Raw genomic sequence first — 19,084 nt, 5'->3', positions numbered from 1 at the left:
TGGAATTGATTGATAAATTATTCAAAATACTGCTACCCAACTATTTAGTAAACAACGCTAGTGATTATTCACTAATAGATCTTTAACCCACAACCATAATATACCGACATACTCATGAATGGCTCGCTGTGAATCTAACAAATTATCCGCATTTAAACGCCACCAATCGCTACTATTAGCAATAAAGTCAGTTGGCGCCGCTTGGGGTTGCATCCCTAAAGCGTTAAATATGCGCATAGACCTTGGCATATGTGTTGCCGACGTCACCAATCTAAAAGGCTGAGTGCCCAAAAATTGCTTAAGTGCATTGGCTTCTTCAATGGTGTCTTTAGGTTGATTGAAGACCGTAATACTCTTTTTGGGGATGCCTAATTCTTGGGCCGCTTGAGCCATAATAGTGGCATGAGCAGTTGGCTGATTACCGCCGCTCCAACCACTGACCACTAAGGTGCAGTGTTGGCCAAGGCTAAACTGACGCACGCCTTCAGTTAATCGAGCCAGTGCTGTAGATGATAATTGCTGCACTGCGGTATGGCCTTGCTGCTCACGGTTACCCGATTCCAATACCATCACAACACAAGCCCCTGTTATTGGTTGATGGTTAACGTGATACTGTGACTCTAACGAATCCGCTAAATAATAGCTTACTTGCGCTTGGCTGGTTAATACCAGTAGCGCTATCGCAGCCACCAAGGCAATACGGCCAAATTGCAGCAAGCGTGTTCTTTTTGTGCGCCATAACACGGCTGCTATAACTAATAGCATAATGCTAAGCGGAATGGGCATGACTAATTGCGATAAGATTTTTTTAAGCCAAAACATCGGTATATCACTTGAACAATGAAAACTGTCGCTAGTTTATCGTTATAAAGTCTGAATACAAACCCTATCAAGCAAACAAAAACGGCACTATTAAAGTGCCGTTTGATGAATTAACCATATTGCCAGATGAACGCTCAGCCAAGTGAATCGAAATGACCTTTAGCTTCATTCTCACAAATATCTATCCTGAACAACTGTTCAGCATACAAGTTAAGCCTACTTTTCGTCTTTGCCCCAAAGCCAGGCCGCACCACGAACGCCAGAAGATGCACCAAACTTATTTTTAACCACTTGAGTGCCGCATTCGCGACCAACTACGTATTTGGGTAACACTTTTGGTAATTCAGTGTAGATAGCATCAATATTTGATACACCGCCACCTAATACAATCATGTCTGGATCCATCATATTGATCACATGCGCAAGTGAGCGCGCTAATCGATCAATATAACGTTCAAATGCTGCGGTAGCCAACGGATCGCCTTGTTGCATCATCTCAGAAATTTGGATACCACTGATTGCATCGCCGCCTGCTTCACGAAAATCACGTACAAAGCCAGTCCCCGATATAAAGGTCTCGATACAGTCACGATTACCACAAAAACAGCTAGTCGAATTAAACTCATCAGCCGTCATCCACGGAAGAGGATTATGGCCCCATTCACCGCCAATTCCATTACCACCGCCATGCACACGACCATTAATAGCAATACCAGCACCACAACCTGTACCAATGATACCGCCAAAAACAACACCTTTTCCGGCAGCAGCACCATCGACGGCTTCAGATACAGCAAAACAATTGGCATCATTGGCAACACGCACTTCACGGTGCAACACTTCGCTTAAATCTTTATCAAGCGGATGGCCGTTAATCCAGGTTGAATTAGAGTTTTTAACCAAGCCAGTAAACGGTGACACAACACCAGGAATACCAACACCCACAGAACCTGTTTGGCCTGTTGCGGTTTCAGCATCGGCGACTAAGCCCACAATCGCCGCTAATGTCGCTGGATAGTCTCTTGGAGTAGGAATGCGCTTTCTAAATATCTCAGCGCCATCATCGGCCAACGCCACTAATTCTATTTTGGTACCACCGAGATCGACGCCCATACGCATCATAACTTATTACTCCATTTACTTATTATTAATTAGATTCAATGTTCGATTAACGCAAATTACTTTAAAGCACAATTATTTACGTTCAAACCACGCCAAGGACGCGGCAATAAAATACGGATTTAAAATATTTTCTTTCTGGTTATATTGCAGCGCTGTGAGTGCTGGATACTCAACCACTTTACCACCAGCACTTTCCAATACAGCTTGCGCTGCTGCAGTATCCCATTCACTGGTGAGGCCTAATCTTGGGTACACATCGGCTTGACCTTCGGCCACCATACAAAACTTTAATGAGCTACCAACGCTAAGCATTTGATGTTCGCCAATGGTCTGTAAATAGGCGGCGACATCAGGACTAATATGAGAACGACTGCCAACGACAACAGGAGGTGTCTGTAATGGCCGCTGACGAATATCTAATATTGATGTCGATCCTTTGTGCTGTAGCCATGCACCTTGGCCAACAATACCGCTATAACATTTGTCTAATACGGGCGCATACACCACGCCTGCGATAGCTTGTCCCTGATGGATCAGCGCAATATTAACCGTAAATTCACCATTACGTTTAATAAATTCTTTAGTACCATCGAGTGGATCGATCAACCAATAGGTTTGCCAAGTCTGGCGTTCAGCCCAACTAATATCAGCGTCTTCTTCGCTCATGACAGCAATATCAGCAAAATGCTGCTTAAGCCCAGCGATGATCACATTGTGACTGGCAATATCGGCTGCAGTAACTGGGCTATCATCTTGTTTCACTTCAATCTGTAAATCAGTTTGCGCATAAACTTGCATAATTGCTTCGCCGGCTTGCTTGGCGAGGAGCACTATCTGTTGTAAGTCTGCTTTAGAAAATACAATATTAGACAAATCAATTCCTTATCAAATTCATATCGCTTTAGCGATCAATACACTATCGATACGTTATTATGCCATTGTTAACATCATAGATTGATAACTTTTTGATTGCACTTGATTCAAAATCGACTCAAAAAACTGACCGAAAAAAACCACCGCGGGGACACAAGATAGCTGCAATACCTCAAAGGCTGCTCGATACTAAGCTAAGCGCCGCTTTGCTCAAAGCAAACAGTGCGTTTTTGCATTCGTATTCAGCAGTCTATGAGACCGCTCAAATCTGACGTGATTGCAGTCAAACGGCCGACGATTATCGACTGACGCCCTGAAGATAATCAAACTAAATCCAGCTCGACCGAAATGAGGTCGAGCTGGATTAGGGTTCTAGTGACATTGGATAGTATTGTCGTTTGCAGTCGCTTTAATGACGACATCACTAAAACTAATATCGACTTTAGCGTCAGTACTAAGATAAAACGGCATGGCAATTTTACCAAAGTCCATCGGTTCTCCCGCAAAACAAGCCAGGGAAATGCTTACGTTTTGCCATTCAGCTAATCTAGTATTCACCAGCTTGGCGATATCCACTTGTTGGCGACAATCACCTTGACATGCGAGACCTAGCCACAGAGGTTTTGACACTGATTGTTCAACTTTGATACTAAGAGACAATGCTGAATCACTATTACTGTAAGCTCTTAAGTCACGTGGAAAACTACTTATTAAGCCGACGGTACCTTGCTCGGTGCCATTAAACGACACCAAGCGGGCATCTTCTTGCACGGCGCGATCCATGGTGCGGATATTAAGCGCACTGTTGCTCGCCACGCTGCTGGTTAAGGCTTGCTGTTCATTATCTGTTGCTATGTACATTGACCAAGGAGATTTAACTGCACGTTCAAATAGGGCTAAGTCTTCGAGTGTTTGACTGGCGGCTAAATTATCTTCTGATAACGCATCTAAGCTTATCGCATCGGTTGCAACAGACTGATAGGTTAATCCATATCCGTAAGGGAGCAGTGGTTGATAGTCAGCTTGTGCTTGCACACGTTTATCTTGCGCTAATGGCACATTGACCTGAGTTTGTTGGGGTGTAGCTGGCCATGAGAATGACAATTTACCCACAAAATCATATGCAACCGTTCCATCTGCCTTAGTAAATAATACATCTGCAATGCCCTGGCCTTCGGTGCCTGGAAGCCAAGCTGCAACAAACGCATCTGACTGGTTAAATTCAGCATTAACCCACATAGGGCGACCGCTGATAAATACTGATACAACTGGGATACCTTGCGCTTTAAGTTTTTTCAATAATGCTAAATCACGCTTATCGCCACGCTGATATTCAAGGTTATCAATATCACCATTGCCCTCGGCATAAGGTTCTTCACCAAACACAACAATAGCAACATCAGGTTGTTGTTCAGGGTTAAAGTCACCGTTTGCGCTTAAGGTTGTCTTGCCGCCACCTTGGGTGACGACCTGCTCGATACCTGAGTAGATGGAGGTTGCACCAGGAAAGTCGCTATTTTTATTGTCAGTACCTTGCCAAGTAATTGACCAACCACCTGATTGTTTACCAATATTATCTGCTGCATCGCCGGCAACAAGCACCTTCATATTAGGCTTAAGCGGCAATATCGATTGATTATTTTTAAGCAAGACTAATGACTCTCGCACCGCTTCGCGAGCAACCTCGCGATGACTCGCTTGACCGATTAACTCAGTTTTACCCGATAACGGACGATTGGCTGGGCTAGGTTTATCAAACAAGCCGGCACGAAATTTCACTCGTAAAATACGGCTAACCGCATCGTCTATACGCGCTTGGCTGATCTCACCATTTTTAACTTGGGCAATAGTATTTTCATACAATGGTTTCCATGCATCAGTCGGTACCATAAAAATATCTAATCCTGCATTGACTGACTTAGCACAAGACTCATTAGTACAACCAGCGACTTGTCCGTGACCATTCCAATCGCCAACCACAAAGCCATCAAAGCCTAATCTATCTTTAAGTACATCGGTTAATAGGTATTGATTGCCATGATTTTTTTCCCCCTGCCAACTATTAAATGACGCCATAACACTTTGTGCCCCAGCATTAAGTCCGCCGACATAACCTTGAGCATGAATGTCATATAAATCTTGTTCGCTAGCAAGGTTTTCGCCCTGATCGATTCCGTTTTCAGTTCCACCATCACCGATAAAGTGTTTTACCGTTGAAATAACATGTTGGTCTGATAAAAAGTCACCGCTGACAGAACCTTGCAAGCCTTCAACAATGGCATAAGCATACTCTTTTACTATGCGTGGATCTTCAGAATACCCTTCATAGGTTCTGCCCCAACGGTCATCTCGCACCACGGCAACGGTAGGAGCAAATACCCAATCAATCCCAGTCACCATGACTTCTTGAGCCGTAATGGCGGCTATTTTTTCAATCAATTTTGGGTTGTTGGCAGCGCCTAAACCAATGTTATGCGGAAATAAGGTTGCGCCAATAACATTGTTATGACCGTGTACCGCATCTGTGCCCCACATGGTAGGAATATTAATCCCGTCGATACTGTCATCGACAGATGCTTGATAAAATGATTCCGCTAAGGCAACCCAATCTGCAGGCGTGGCATGCTTGTCGTTGTTAGGATAAGCACCGCCGCCATTGAGATAAGAACCAAAACCGTATTTACGCATATCTTCAACCGTAATATCGCGAATTTCTGGCTGGATCATTTGGGCAATTTTTTGCTCTAGCGTCATCTTGGCAACTAAGGCATCTATCTTGGCCTCTAATGCTTCATCTTTAGCGATGGCAGGGGGTAATGCAGGCCATATTGTTGATGCCGTTTGCTCCGAAGTTACAGCGGCTTCTGTCGTTTGTTGCTGAGTACTTTGATTATCACCACACCCGCTAACGCCAAGAAAAAGCCCCAAAGTGATTACAGTGGTTTTCATCGGCATTTTTAATCTCGTTGTACGCTGTATTTGAGTCAGTTTCATTGTATTTCCCTTACGCATTTTCTGTTGATACTGGACGTTTAGCATTGCAGCCAATTAACCCGTAGTACCCGATAAAACAGTAACATAGCAAGGGGACAATAAAGGCTAATTGAATCCCCATGATGTCAGCCAGCATGCCCTGAAATAAGGGCAAAATCGCACCGCCAACAATGGCTAAACACAAAATACCTGAGCCTTGGCTTGTGTGTTGTTTTAAATCTTGTAGTGCCAAACTGAAAATCGTTGGGAACATAATGGAGTTACACAGACCGACGAACAACAAGGCCCACATGGCTACAGTGCCAACACTCATCATGGCTGCAGCCACTAAAATACATGCGCACAGTGCGTTAAACGCTAACACCTTACCTGCATTAATTTTCTGCATCACAGCGGCGCCAATAAAACGGCCGACCATAGCGCCACCAAAGTAATAAGCAATATAATGGGCTGCCTGCGATTCAGACACACCACCAATATGATCTTGAGTTAAAAAGCTAATCAGAAAACTGCCAATACCAACTTCAGCACCGACGTATACAAAAATCCCTACCGCGCCCATCACCAAATGCGGATACTGCCAAGCACTTCCCGTTGCAGAGGTGGTCGATGCCGCATCTTTTTTGCCCAATAGCGGTAGTTTTAACATCATAAAAATCAATGCCAATGCAAACAATGACAAGGCTAAAATTAAGTAAGGGATTTGAACGGCACTGGCTTGTTGCTCTACTGATAATCGGCCAATAACTTCACCTACCTCAGTGATGCTCTCATCATGCTCAACCGTTGATAAAATTAACCAACTGCCAAAAAATGGCGCAACTGTTGTACCTAATGAATTAAATGCTTGGGTTAAGGTTAAGCGAGACGATGCGGTTTCTGCAGGGCCTAAAACACTGACATAAGGGTTGGCAGATACTTGTAAAATAGTAATGCCTGATGCCAATACAAAAAAGGCAAACAAAAACATATTATAAGAAGCATAACTTGCTGACGGATAAAATAATAAACATCCAATACAGGCAATAACCAGTCCGGTAATAATGCCTTTTTGATAACCAATTTTACCGACTAGCGCACCGGCAGGGATCGACACAACAAAATACGCACCAAAAAAGCAAAATTGCACCAGCATCGCTTGAGTGTAATTAAGGTCGAACATGTTTTTTAGATAAGGGATTAAAATATCATTTAAACAGGTTAAAAAACCCCACATAAAAAATAATGATGTTAACGCCACTAACGCAAAGCGAAAGTTTCCTTGCTGATGAATTGAATTAACCGGAGTCGATTCGAGTTGAAGCTGCGAAGTCGTCATGACATTCCCTTATTGTTGTTAATAGTTATCTTGGGTTGCAGTACATAACGCCAGTGAACTGGATGCTCTTTGTCATTACCTAAGAGTTAACTCCCCGTAAACGCTAGGCATTTTCCATATCGCTATTCCCACACTTGTGCAAGCAGATGAGGATTCAATATTTAACCAAATCAATTATTGACCTTTGGATAATTAATCACTAATCTCAATGTAAGCGCTTTCATTTTTAACATATCGATAACTGATGTCAACGGTTTTTAAACGCGAGAGCATAATATTTACGGTTAGGACAATGCGACACTAGGCCTTTTATCAGTGTGTTTTAAGCTAATAAGTTAGTAATAAAAAAAGACAAAATTAATCAATACTAAGTGAATTAAAATATGAAAATTATGTTACCAGCCGATTCAAAAATGCATTCAAAAGCGTTCACCTTTGGTGTGGCGACAGCTTCATTTCAAATTGAAGGTGCTGTGGCAACTCGCCTGCCCTGTATTTGGGACACATTTTGTGCGACTCCTGACAAAATTCGTGATGGGTCTGATGGCTCGCAAGCATGCGAACACGTTAAGTTATGGCGTGAAGATGTCGATCTAATAGAATCGCTAGGTGTCGATGCCTACCGTTTATCGATCTCATGGCCTCGCGTTATGCACAAAGATGGTAGCCTGAATCCACAAGGTGTGCAGTTTTATACCGACTTACTCGATGAGCTAAACCGTCGTGGCATTAAAACCTTTGTGACCTTGTACCATTGGGATTTACCACAACATATTGAAGATAATGGTGGTTGGTTAAATCGCGAAACAGCCTATTTATTTGCTGACTATGCCGACAAAATAACCCATGCATTCGGTGACAGAGTTTACTCATATGCCACATTTAACGAACCTTTTTGCAGTTCATACTTAGGTTATGAAATTGGCATTCATGCTCCTGGATTAGCGAAAAAAGCTTATGGCCGTCAATCTGCACACCACTTATTATTGGCTCATGGTTTAGCCATGAAAGTGCTGCAAAAAAACAGCCCTAACAGCCAAAATGGTATCGTGCTTAACTTTACGCCTTGCTATAGCGCCACAGATTCTGCCGCAGATGTTGACGCGGCAAGTAAAGCCGACCAATATTTCAATCAGTGGTACATCAAACCCTTGTTTGACCGCTGCTACCCAGACATTATCAATGACTTTGCCGCAGAAGATGTGCCGGTTATTGAAGCTGGCGACTTTGATATTATTGCTCAACCTATCGACTTTCTAGGCATCAACTTTTATACCCGTGCAGTCTATAAAGCCGACCCAGTTAATGGCTTTAGCCAAGTAGACATGGTCGGCAAACCTAAAACAGATATGGGATGGGAAATTTACCCACAAGCCTTTAGTGATTTATTAACCTCTTTAGATGCACTTTATCCTTTACCACCGATCTACATTACCGAAAACGGTGCGGCAATGGATGATAAATTGTTAAACGGTAAAGTGGATGACCAAGACAGACTCGAATACTATAACGCTCACTTAAATGCGGTAAATAATGCCATTGAACAAGGTGTTAATGTTGTGGGTTATTTTGCTTGGAGTTTGATGGATAACTTTGAGTGGGCAGAAGGTTATTTAAAACGCTTCGGTATTGTCTATGTTGATTATGCAAGCCAAGAACGTACCTTAAAAGCCAGTGCATACGCGTATAGAGACTTTATTAACGCAAGAACATAATATGTTAACCAGAATAAAGCCGTTATATAAACGGCTTTATTCTATTCAAATAGTTGCATCATTTTAAGCAATAACAACAATAATTGAGGCATGTATGATTAGCACTAGAGAAAAAATAGCTTACGGACTTGGGGACACCGCCAGTAATATTGTGTTTCAAACCGTGATGCTATTTCTAACTTTTTTCTATACCGACATTTTCGGTATTTCGCCTGCATTTGTGGGCACAATGTTTTTAGCTGTTCGCTTAATTGATGCGATAACCGACCCACTAATGGGCGCGCTAGCAGACAGAACCAACACTCGTTGGGGTAAGTTTAGACCTTATCTATTATGGTTTGCCCTTCCCTTTGGCTTTATTAGCGTATTAGCCTTTACTACGCCAGATTTGTCTGAAGACGGTAAAATGATTTATGCCTTCGTCACCTATACCGCATTGATGATGGTGTATACCGCGATTAATATTCCTTATTGTGCATTAGGCGGGGTATTAACGGCGGATCCTAAAGAACGCGTGTCAGTGCAATCATACCGTTTTGTGTTTGCGATGCTGGGCGGATTATTGGTGTCAGGCCTAACCTTACCTTTGGTGGAGTTTTTAGGTAAAGGCGATCAGGCTAAAGGCTATCAACTGACGATTGCCGCGATGAGCATTTTGGGTGTTGCGATGTTTTTAGCCTGCTTTTGGGGCACCAAAGAGCGTCTACATCCACCTATAGACCAACAAACAAGCTTTAAAAAAGACTTCACCGACATGCTAAAAAATGATCAGTGGCGAGTATTGGCCATTGCGGCAGTCTGTCTATTATCAGGCATGGTATTGCGCACCAGTTTAGCGATTTACTATGTGAAATATTTCTTAAATATGCCTGATTCTATTACCCTTTTCATCACTCTTGGCATGGTTGGTAATATATTCGGTTGTATTTTAGCTCAACCTTTAGCAAAACGTTTTTGTAAAGTAAAAGCCTATATTACCTTGCAACTGCTGGCGGCGGCCATGTGTGTCGTAAGCTACTTTGTGCCAAGCGATCAAGTGATACTGGCCTTTGGGATGTATGTCATATGGGGTTTTACTTTCAATATGGCTACACCACTGCTTTGGGCAAAAATGGCTGATGTGGTCGACTATGGTCAACATAAAAACGGTGTACGCATTACCGGAATGATTTACTCATCGGTCATATTCTTTATCAAACTTGGGGTTGCTATTGGTGGTGCGGCAGCTGGTTGGTTACTGGCAGGTTATGGTTATCAGCCAGATATCATCCAAACTGAACAGACTCAACAAGGAATATTACTTTCATTCACTGTATACCCTGCTATCGGTTCATTGGTAGTGGCCTTTGTTATGCGTTGGTACACCTTGGACAATGAAAAAGTGGACCAAATACACTTAGAATTAAATAGAGAAGTAAAATAAAAGCATGATAGTCTTGGAGCCATGTGCTCCAAGACGGCTTTTAAAAACTAATTATATGGCAACAATTTACGATGTATCCGTAATGGCTGGTGTGTCTCTAGCGACCGTGTCTAGAGTGATGAATAACAACACCAAAGTCAGCGATAAAACCAAACAAAAGGTTCTCGATGCGATGGCCTCTTTAGGCTATCGCCCTAATACTATTGCCCAATCATTAGCCTCAAATTGCTCCAACAGTGTTGGGGTTTTAGTGTCTCAGCTTGACGGTCCTTTTTATGGTCCCATGATGACAGAAATCGAAACCGCCCTTCGAACAGCTAACAAGCACGTGATTATTGCTGCTGGTCATAGCGACGAGAAGCAAGAAAAAGAAGGGGTTGAGTTTTTGATGAGTCGCGGTTGTGATGCTCTTATTTTGGACATTGAGGCGGTATCAGACGATTACTTGATTGAATTGAGTAAAGGCCCAACACCAGTGGTATTTATTAACCGCTATATCGACGCTATCAAGGAACGTTGTGTTTATCTTGAAAATGAGCAAGGCGGTTTCATGGCTACCGAGCACATATTATCACTTGGTCATAAAGACATCGCTTACATTTCAGGGCCATTGTTTAAGCTCGACGTACGAGATCGTCTAAAAGGACATAAACGAGCATTGCAACAATACAATATCGATTTTGATGACACCCTTTGCATTGAAAGTGACTTTAAAGAAGCTGGCGGTTGTGAAGCGATGGAGCATTTACTGTCGATGAATAAAACCATAACTGCTGTCGTGTGTGCGAATGATCAAATGGCCTCTGGGGCAATTGCAGTGTGTTTAGAACACGGAATCCGCGTACCCGATGATATTTCATTTATTGGTTACGATAATATTCCATTTCCACAGTACATCTCACCGAAATTATCGACCGTTAACAACCCTATTCACGAAATGGGTAAAATGGCAGCCCTCTGGGTATTACAACAAGTGTATAACGATAAAGCCGTCTTAGTTGAAAGCTCGTTTACACCAGAGCTATTTGTGCGAGAATCAGCTAGAGCAATCAATCAGTAAGAGCCAACCGAACCATTTAGCGGTTAACCTATCCAGCTGCAATGTCGATAAAAGACATCCAAAAAAGCCAGATGATTAGTCCCTCTTCCCATAAGTGGCTGCCCCAAGTCAGTAATCGATCACGAGTGAGTCAACGATTCCTTATGCAGAGATGATAGTATCTCGTAGCGATTAAAAAGTACTGATACTGACCATCTCTCTGTGACGTGCCATCAAGCATCTGCTCGCAAACAAATAATGCAATATGCGCTATAGACTAACAACTTAACCACACATAAACGCACCTTATGAGTAATGAGAGAACAAGCATGGCCATAAAATACCGCAATAGTGAGATTTCAATCGACCTATGCAAGCTATCAGCCGCGCAATGATTAATCAGTTAACCTTTGGATAATATGTTGTCTCAAGTCCTGTGGTCATTCACATGCATCTTAATGACTCATACTTTTGTTATCGATAACACTGAAATAAGCCCTAACACCATAAGCAACAACCACATCAATTCACTGTCGCAACATGCACAAAATATTAACGCGCTAGAAAGTTAGTCTAGAATAACCTTACTTGTTCTCAGTAACGGATAAAACCCAACCTAAGTGGTAACAATTCAACCAACAAAAGAAAGCGCTTACATTTTTATTTTAAATGTTCATAAAAAATAAAAAGCTTACTAAACAAAAACTAATAAAACAAATCTTGAATAGCTTCTTATTATGGTTAATGAAATGTAATATTTAAAACTTGTTTTTGTTGACGGCGGTCACAATTTACACTAGTTTTATGTAAGCGCTTACATTAGCTGTTTTATAACATAACCATTATAAATAATGACTACAGCGTTGATGGAGAATTAAAAAAACGATTTGCGCCTAACCCGCAATATTGAGAGAAGCAAAATCTAGTCAATGGGGATTTCCTAGATGAAAACAACAAAATTTACAAAAACCAAGCTAGCGACCAGTTTATCGCTAGTGCTTGGTGTAAGCAGTATGTTACCTGCCTACGCAGCTGATGAAGCTGGTGATGAGAATATTGAAGTACTCCAAGTTACAGGTATTCGTGGCAGTTTAATTAAATCAATGGACGTTAAACGTTCATCAAGTGGTGTCGTGGACTCTATTTCTGCTGAAGACATTGGTAAGTTTCCTGATACCAACCTAGCAGAATCATTACAACGTATTACTGGTGTATCAATTGACCGTTCTAACGGTGAAGGCAGCAAAGTGTCCGTGCGTGGTTTTGGCCCAGACTACAACTTGATCACCCTCAATGGTCGTCAAATGCCAGTAACGACTGGCTCGCGCTCATTTGATTTTGCCAATATCGCATCTGAAAGTATTAGCGGTGTTGAAGTATATAAAACGAGCTCAGCGTCAAACTCCACTGGTGGTATCGGTTCTACTATCAATATTTTGACTCACAAACCATTTAGCTCTCCTGGATTGAAAGCCACATTTGGGGTAAAAGCTGTTGATGATAAATCAACAGATAAAGGCTCAATGACACCAGAATTGTCCGGTTTATATTCAAATACTTTTGCTGACGACAAATTTGGTATTTCGCTATCGGCCAGTTATCAAGAACGCGAAAGCGGTAACCAACAAGCGCAAGTTGGTACAGGCTGGCGTAGTTTTGCTGGTACAGATGACAACAATAGTCAATGGGGCGGTGTCGCTAAAGACGACACTCAAGTAAACCGTCCTGGTGATGATGATATTTACTCAGTGCCGCAGACAACCGTTTATCGTTTTGAAGAGCAACAACGTACTCGTACCAATGGCCAGTTAGTTTTACAGTACAGCCCAGTAGATAGCATAGTCACCAGCCTAGACTATACCTACATGCGTAACGATATCGACACTCAATCTCATGATGTATCAGCTTGGTTTAACTTTGTACCATCTGAAAACGTGTGGAGTGACGGCCCAGTCGCATCACCGCTCATTTATTCTGAAACTTACGGCTCACCTGTAGACTTATCGATGGCAGCTGGCGATTTTGGTGTTCGTAACGAGAGTGGCTCATTAGGCTTTAACATTGAATGGCAAGCGACAGATAATTTAAAACTGACTTTCGATGCACATAACTCAACGGCCGAATTTAAACCCAATAACATTTATGGTTCTAGCAACAATTTAAGTACCGCTGCATTTATACGTACCAGCGCGGCTACTGACTTTAGCGGTGATTTACCAGTGCTTGCGGTTGGTGGTGGTAATGCTGTGACTCCTGCAGACATGTTACTTACTGGTTCCAACTTCTCTAATGCACGCAACAAATCTGAAATTGATCAATATCAGTTTGATGGCGAGTACTTGTTTGAAGACGCAGGTAGTATCGACTTTGGTGTTGAGCTTACTAATGTCAACAATCACTCTCAGCAAGTTGACGTACAACGTAACGATTGGGGTGGTGTAGGTTCTGCTGGTGATTTCGACGAATCATGGTTCCCAGCCGATACGATTACTGACAAATTTGATGCCAATGGTGGTGACTTCTCACTCGCTGATGGCAACTTTGACATTTTAAATACCATCTTCATGTGGGACTTTGCTGCTGTTCGTGACTTCTCAGCAGCTAATTACACCTCTTCTGTTAGTGGTGATTGTGGTAATGGTTTCTGTCCTTCTACTAATTATGCGGCTCAAACAGACCGTTATACAGAAGAAGAGTCACAAGCTGTTTACGTCCAGTACAACTACGACAATGAAATTGCCGGCATGCCATATGATGTTCACTTTGGTTTGCGTTATGAAAAAACTGACGTGACATCAACAGCTGCAGTAGCGGGCTATGATGGCGCAGTTTGGATTGCAGAAACTGAAATAGCACTTGCTGCCACCGGTGAACAAGTATTTGAAACTAAAACGGGTGATTACGACTACTTACTTCCTAGTTTCAACTTCAACATTGAAGTGGTTGAAGATGTGATCTTACGTGCAGCTTATAGCGAAACCATTGGGCGCCCTAACTACACAGATATCCAAGGCGGTACGGTATTAGCAACTCTCGCAAACCGAACTAATGGTGGTGGATCTGCAGGTAACCCAACACTATTGCCATTAGAATCGGAAAATATCGACTTCTCGGCAGAGTGGTACTACGCACCGTCAAGCTATGTGTCTGTAGGTTATTTCCGCAAGGATACTGCAAACTTCATTAGCAATGGTATTGTTAAAACGACTAACGGTATTTATAACCCAGCATCTGGTGATTTATATAAAGCTGCTGTGGCAGCAACGGGTACAACCGAAGCTGGGGCTGTTCGTGATTATATTTTCGCAAACTATGCTGACAATGCTGCGGTAGATGTTGCTAATCAAACTATCGCCGGTAGTGCTGCAAATAATGATGATCTATTGACCTTCAATATCGATACCCCGTCAAACAGCCCACGTAAGTCGGTGATCGATGGTTGGGAATTTGCTGCGCAACATTTCTTCGGTGAAACGGGTTTTGGTGTCATAGCCAACTATACCTTGGTTAATAGTGATGAAGCCTACAACAACTACTCATTAGCAGACCAATCAGCACTTATCGGCATTAGTGATACCGCTAACGCAGTCTTAGTTTATGAAAACTATGGTTTCCAAGCTCGTGTTGCTTATAACTGGCGTGATGAGTTCTTAAACTCACGTGGTCAGGATACTGGGGCAAACCCTAAGTATACTGAAGCCTACTCACAAATCGATTTGTCTGTTAGTTATGATATCGAATCAGTTGAAGGCTTAACCATGTTTTTCGAAGGACTTAACATTACAGAAGAGTACGTCCGTGTTCACGGCCGTGCTGAAGAGCAAGTGTTAAACCTGACTGAAACCGGCGCACGTTATAGCTTAGGTGCTCGTTATACCTTCTAAGTGAATAACGTTAGCAATATTGAGCTAAGCACCACTTAGCTCAATGATTTAACCTTATATTATGGTGCCTAACACGCTCAGTGTTAGGTGTTATCCATATAAGTTTCCCTTTTAGGTCGTTGAGGTGCACGTAATTTGTCACCTCTTTTTATTGCAACATATTGAGTAACAAGGACGTTACTATTTTTATGCTGCTTATAAGAGCTAAAAACATTGCTAAGAGAAGATGAATAACCAATACGTATTAAGTGGTTACATTTTTCTAAATTCTACTTATGATGAGACTTCAACATAATAAAATCTGCAATAAAAATATTGATAACAACTTAATAATAACAATAGTGCCAAAGGCGTAGGTAGAGATAATGCATAAACCAATCACCCAAATAGTCATTGTTGGTGGCGGTACAGCCGGTTGGATAACCGCTGGATTACTGGCTGCAGAGCATAATGTCGACAAAGGTGTCCTGGCCCACTCTCCTAAGCTCAACATTACCCTTATTGAATCACCAGATGTTGCCACCATTGGCGTAGGAGAAGGCACTTGGCCTTCGATGCGTTCAACTTTGAGCAAAATCGGCATTGATGAAAACCAGTTTATTCGCTGCTGTGACGCAAGCTTTAAGCAAGGTTCAAGATTTATTGATTGGCGCAATGACCCAAGTAAAGGTGACGACAGCAAAGCGCCGACTCAGTCAAACAGCTATTTACACCCTTTTAGCCTGCCTCACGGTCACCAAGAACTCGACTTATGCCCATTTTGGTTGCCCCATGCAGATCAAGTTAGCTTTGCTGAGGCGGTCAGTAGTCAAGCAGTGTTGACTCAACTTGGATTAGCGCCCAAAACCATCGCATCAGCGCAATATCATTTTCAAAATAATTACGGCTACCACCTTAATGCTGGCAAATTTAGCCAGATGTTAAGCGAACATTGCACCCAAAAGCTTGGCGTTAGTCATATTCGTGATCATGTCAGTCATATTATTAATCATGATAATGGTGATATAGCCAAAGTGATCACTGCAGCACATGGTGAAATCCACGGGCAATTATTTATCGACTGTACTGGCACTAAATCACTGTTATTAGGTGAGCATTTACAAGTACCATTTTTATCTCAAAAGTCAGTGTTATTTAATGATAGCGCCCTTGCTGTACAGGTACCTTATGAACAAGCAGACAGCCCTATCGCATCTTGTACTCATTCAACGGCTCAGCAAAATGGCTGGATTTGGGACATAGGCTTGCCGACTCGCAAGGGAGTGGGGTATGTGTATTCATCAAGCCATACTAATGATGCTGACGCCGAGCAAATCCTATTAACTTATTTAGGGCTTGATAGCGCCACGGCCGACAAACTAACGCCACGAAAATTATCGTTCAATCCAGGCTATAGAGCCAAATGCTGGCAAAATAACTGTATTGCCATTGGCATGGCTGCAGGATTTATCGAACCGCTAGAAGCCTCAGCATTAGCGTTAATTGAATGGACAGCAGCTACCCTAGCCCAACAACTCCCCTCCAATCGCCAAGTGATGGATACGATTGCGGCAAGGGTTAACCAGCGCTATCAAATGCACTGGCAACAAATTATCGACTTTTTAAAGCTGCACTATGTAATAAGTCAACGTGAAGTTGACAGCTATTGGCGCGATCATCGCGATAAGCAATCAATACCCGATAGTCTGCAAGCGCAACTTGAATTATGGCGCTATCAAGTGCCAAACCAACACGATATTAGCTATAAAGAAGCCTTATTTCCGGCTGCCAGTTTTCAATATGTGCTCTATGGCATGGGTTTTAATACTCAATTACCCAGCCATGTAAAACCATCAATGCAACAACAGGCACAGCAACTGTTTAATGATAATCAGCAGCGCACTCAAGTATTAAGTAAAAGCTTACTGAGCAATCGCGATTTGCTAGCCAAAGTCGTGCAATATGGATTTGCTAAGCTGTAATCTAGATTAACTCAGATGGGTTGCTCGGATGGCAGACAGCTAATATCAAACGACTAACTAAGATCACCTACAATAATCATAACTACATAACGTATTTGAACGAACAAGATAGGACATCAAAATGAGCCAACATGTATTACTAAATAGCATCGATCATAAAGACCTTAAGGTTATCACCACCCGTTCTAGTGCGTTAGGCGATAACCTTTGGTTCGGCTTAACCTTTCCGCAAGAATTTCGTAGCATTCAAGCTCATTACCCTATTTTCTTTCATAAAGACGCTACCACTGGCCAGTTTTATGCGGTGGCATTATTTGGTTTTAAGCAAAATGAGAATCTGTTTTTATCTGACGCTGGTTGGAATGCATCTTATATTCCTCTAAGTGTGCGTCGCCAGCCATTTTTGATAGGACAACAAACCGTTCAAGAAGATGGCATTGAGCGTCAGCAACGGGTTATTCACATCGATTTAGACCACCCAAGAGTAAGCCATAACGACGGTGAAGCGCTGTTTTTTCCTTATGGTGGTAACACGCCTTTATTGGATGAAGTCGGTGAAATGCTTGAAGCGATTCATCATGGACTCAGTGACAGTAATCGTTTTATCGATGTCTTAATTGAGCATGAGTTACTGGAATCGTTTACCTTAGACCTCGAACTAGACAATGGCCAAAAACATCAAATGATTGGTTTTTATACCATTAATGAAAACACCCTAGCCGCGTTACCTGCAGAAGTGCTAGGCACTTTGCATCAGCAAGGTTATTTACAAGCCATTTATATGGCTCTGGCATCGCAAAGCAAAGTTCGCGAGCTACTTAACCTTAAAAATGCTCAAGGTTAATCGATAATGGTGAGCCACAATACAAATCCAAACCTATCAGAGCCGATACAAGCTCACTCGACACAAGCTGTCGACAGCGTAAGCGGTTGGACCTTAGAGCAAGTGCTCGCTCATATTGAGCATGCAGATAAGCCCATAGTATTTAAAGGCCTATGCCATCACTGGCCTTTAGTCCAAGCGGGTCTTGAGTCAGCAGACAAGGCAATGGATTATCTGCGTCAATTTTATCAAGGCTCGGCGGTGACCGCATATTATCTACCCCACGAGCAACATGGACGGGTATTTTACAATCAAGAGGTTAATGGTTTTAATTACCAAGCAGGTCGCCTGGATTTCAACCAATTATTAAGCCGCTTAAAACAAGAAAATACCAGCCAAGCACCTGCGGGGATCTACATGGGCTCAACAGACATACACCAATGTCTGCCGGGGCTGGGTGAACAAAACAGTTTAGATTTATCGCCAACGCAACCATTGACGAGTATTTGGCTTGGTAACCAAACCAAGGTAGCAGCGCATTTTGACTTTCCGCTCAACCTCGCATGTAACGCTGTGGGGAAACGCACTTTCACCTTATTTCCGCCTGAGCAAATCAGCAATTTATATGTCGGCCCAATGGAATTCGCTCCAGGTGGACAAGACATCAGCATGGTAGATTTTGCAGAACCGGACTTCGAGCGTTTCCCTAAGTTTAAGCAGGCACTTGCGGCATCATTGACCGCACAACTGAATCCGGGTGATGTGTTGTTTATTCCCAGCATGTGGTGGCATCACGTGCGCGGAGTTGACGACTTTAACGTACTCATCACCCATTGGTGGCGCGACACACCAGGCTATTTAGGCAGACCCAACAATGCCCTGCTTCACAGCATGCTAAGCCTTCGATCATTACCTAAAGCACAACGCCAAGCGTGGAAAGCACTTTTTGAACATTACATTTTTAACCACGACGATATTGATGACAGCCATATACCAGACCAAGCTAAAGGCATGTTAACCAAGCCATTAGATGAACTCAACGCCCGTAAGTTACGCGCAGATTTAATCAACAAATTAAAACGATAATGCTGCGAACAGCAAGACATCAAA

12 protein-coding genes are annotated in these 19,084 nt (G+C 42.6%); 7 read left to right on the top strand and 5 right to left on the bottom strand.

Annotated features, from left to right (window positions below; all coding sequences use genetic code 11):
* Window positions 1-57: 57 nt before the first annotated feature.
* From H5185_RS00165 to H5185_RS00145, 5 genes are all read right to left on the bottom strand, one after another.
* Window positions 58-822 (bottom strand): YdcF family protein, encoded by a 765-nt coding sequence (locus tag H5185_RS00165; RefSeq protein WP_182741023.1) that lies wholly within the window; start codon window positions 820-822, stop codon window positions 58-60.
* Between the two features lie 216 nt (window positions 823-1,038).
* Window positions 1,039-1,944 (bottom strand): fructokinase, encoded by a 906-nt coding sequence (mak, locus tag H5185_RS00160; protein WP_124016231.1) that lies wholly within the window; start codon window positions 1,942-1,944, stop codon window positions 1,039-1,041.
* A 72-nt stretch (window positions 1,945-2,016) separates the two neighbouring features.
* Window positions 2,017-2,817: a 3'(2'),5'-bisphosphate nucleotidase CysQ gene (gene cysQ, locus H5185_RS00155; protein ID WP_182741022.1), complete on the bottom strand. Its 801-nt coding sequence runs from the start codon at window positions 2,815-2,817 to the stop codon at window positions 2,017-2,019.
* Between the two features lie 372 nt (window positions 2,818-3,189).
* The gene (locus tag H5185_RS00150; protein ID WP_182741021.1) at window positions 3,190-5,811 is read right to left on the bottom strand and encodes an exo 1,3/1,4-beta-D-glucan glucohydrolase; all 2,622 of its coding nucleotides are present in this window, start codon (window positions 5,809-5,811) and stop codon (window positions 3,190-3,192) included.
* Between the two features lie 10 nt (window positions 5,812-5,821).
* The gene (locus H5185_RS00145) at window positions 5,822-7,129 is read right to left on the bottom strand and encodes a sugar MFS transporter (RefSeq protein ID WP_182741020.1); all 1,308 of its coding nucleotides are present in this window, start codon (window positions 7,127-7,129) and stop codon (window positions 5,822-5,824) included.
* 383 nt (window positions 7,130-7,512) lie between these two features.
* Here H5185_RS00145 and H5185_RS00140 point away from each other — a divergent pair, with 383 nt between their 5' ends.
* From H5185_RS00140 to H5185_RS00110, 7 genes are all read left to right on the top strand, one after another.
* Entirely contained in the window at window positions 7,513-8,844 is a 1,332-nt protein-coding gene (locus tag H5185_RS00140; RefSeq protein ID WP_182741019.1) for a GH1 family beta-glucosidase, read from the top strand.
* Between the two features lie 94 nt (window positions 8,845-8,938).
* A complete protein-coding gene (locus tag H5185_RS00135; protein ID WP_124016236.1) occupies window positions 8,939-10,267 on the top strand; it encodes a glycoside-pentoside-hexuronide (GPH):cation symporter in 1,329 nt (442 codons plus the stop codon).
* Between the two features lie 55 nt (window positions 10,268-10,322).
* Window positions 10,323-11,327: a LacI family DNA-binding transcriptional regulator gene (locus H5185_RS00130; RefSeq protein ID WP_124016237.1), complete on the top strand. Its 1,005-nt coding sequence runs from the start codon at window positions 10,323-10,325 to the stop codon at window positions 11,325-11,327.
* Window positions 11,328-12,250: 923 nt separating this feature from the next.
* The gene (locus H5185_RS00125) at window positions 12,251-15,190 is read left to right on the top strand and encodes a TonB-dependent receptor (protein ID WP_182741018.1); all 2,940 of its coding nucleotides are present in this window, start codon (window positions 12,251-12,253) and stop codon (window positions 15,188-15,190) included.
* A 365-nt stretch (window positions 15,191-15,555) separates the two neighbouring features.
* The gene (locus H5185_RS00120) at window positions 15,556-17,151 is read left to right on the top strand and encodes a tryptophan halogenase family protein (RefSeq protein ID WP_182741017.1); all 1,596 of its coding nucleotides are present in this window, start codon (window positions 15,556-15,558) and stop codon (window positions 17,149-17,151) included.
* Between the two features lie 121 nt (window positions 17,152-17,272).
* Entirely contained in the window at window positions 17,273-17,995 is a 723-nt protein-coding gene (locus H5185_RS00115; RefSeq protein ID WP_182741016.1) for a SapC family protein, read from the top strand.
* 45 nt (window positions 17,996-18,040) lie between these two features.
* Complete coding sequence (locus H5185_RS00110; protein WP_310741652.1) at window positions 18,041-19,060, top strand: cupin-like domain-containing protein; 1,020 nt, start codon at window positions 18,041-18,043, stop codon at window positions 19,058-19,060.
* Window positions 19,061-19,084: the final 24 nt, after the last annotated feature.

The organism is Shewanella sp. SG44-6 (assembly GCF_014164185.1).
GTDB classification, from domain to species: domain Bacteria; phylum Pseudomonadota; class Gammaproteobacteria; order Enterobacterales; family Shewanellaceae; genus Shewanella; species Shewanella vesiculosa.
This window is presented reverse-complemented; position numbering and strand designations above follow the sequence as displayed.

Coding starts and splice junctions, on each gene's coding strand:
- H5185_RS00165 (WP_182741023.1), bottom strand. CDS start 822: ATGTTTTGGCTTAAAAAAATCTTATCGCAATTAGTCATGCCCATTCCG.
- H5185_RS00130 (WP_124016237.1), top strand. CDS start 10,323: ATGGCAACAATTTACGATGTATCCGTAATGGCTGGTGTGTCTCTAGCG.
- H5185_RS00115 (WP_182741016.1), top strand. CDS start 17,273: ATGAGCCAACATGTATTACTAAATAGCATCGATCATAAAGACCTTAAG.
- H5185_RS00120 (WP_182741017.1), top strand. CDS start 15,556: ATGCATAAACCAATCACCCAAATAGTCATTGTTGGTGGCGGTACAGCC.
- H5185_RS00140 (WP_182741019.1), top strand. CDS start 7,513: ATGAAAATTATGTTACCAGCCGATTCAAAAATGCATTCAAAAGCGTTC.
- H5185_RS00135 (WP_124016236.1), top strand. CDS start 8,939: ATGATTAGCACTAGAGAAAAAATAGCTTACGGACTTGGGGACACCGCC.
- mak (WP_124016231.1), bottom strand. CDS start 1,944: ATGATGCGTATGGGCGTCGATCTCGGTGGTACCAAAATAGAATTAGTG.
- H5185_RS00145 (WP_182741020.1), bottom strand. CDS start 7,129: ATGACGACTTCGCAGCTTCAACTCGAATCGACTCCGGTTAATTCAATT.
- H5185_RS00125 (WP_182741018.1), top strand. CDS start 12,251: ATGAAAACAACAAAATTTACAAAAACCAAGCTAGCGACCAGTTTATCG.
- H5185_RS00150 (WP_182741021.1), bottom strand. CDS start 5,811: ATGAAACTGACTCAAATACAGCGTACAACGAGATTAAAAATGCCGATG.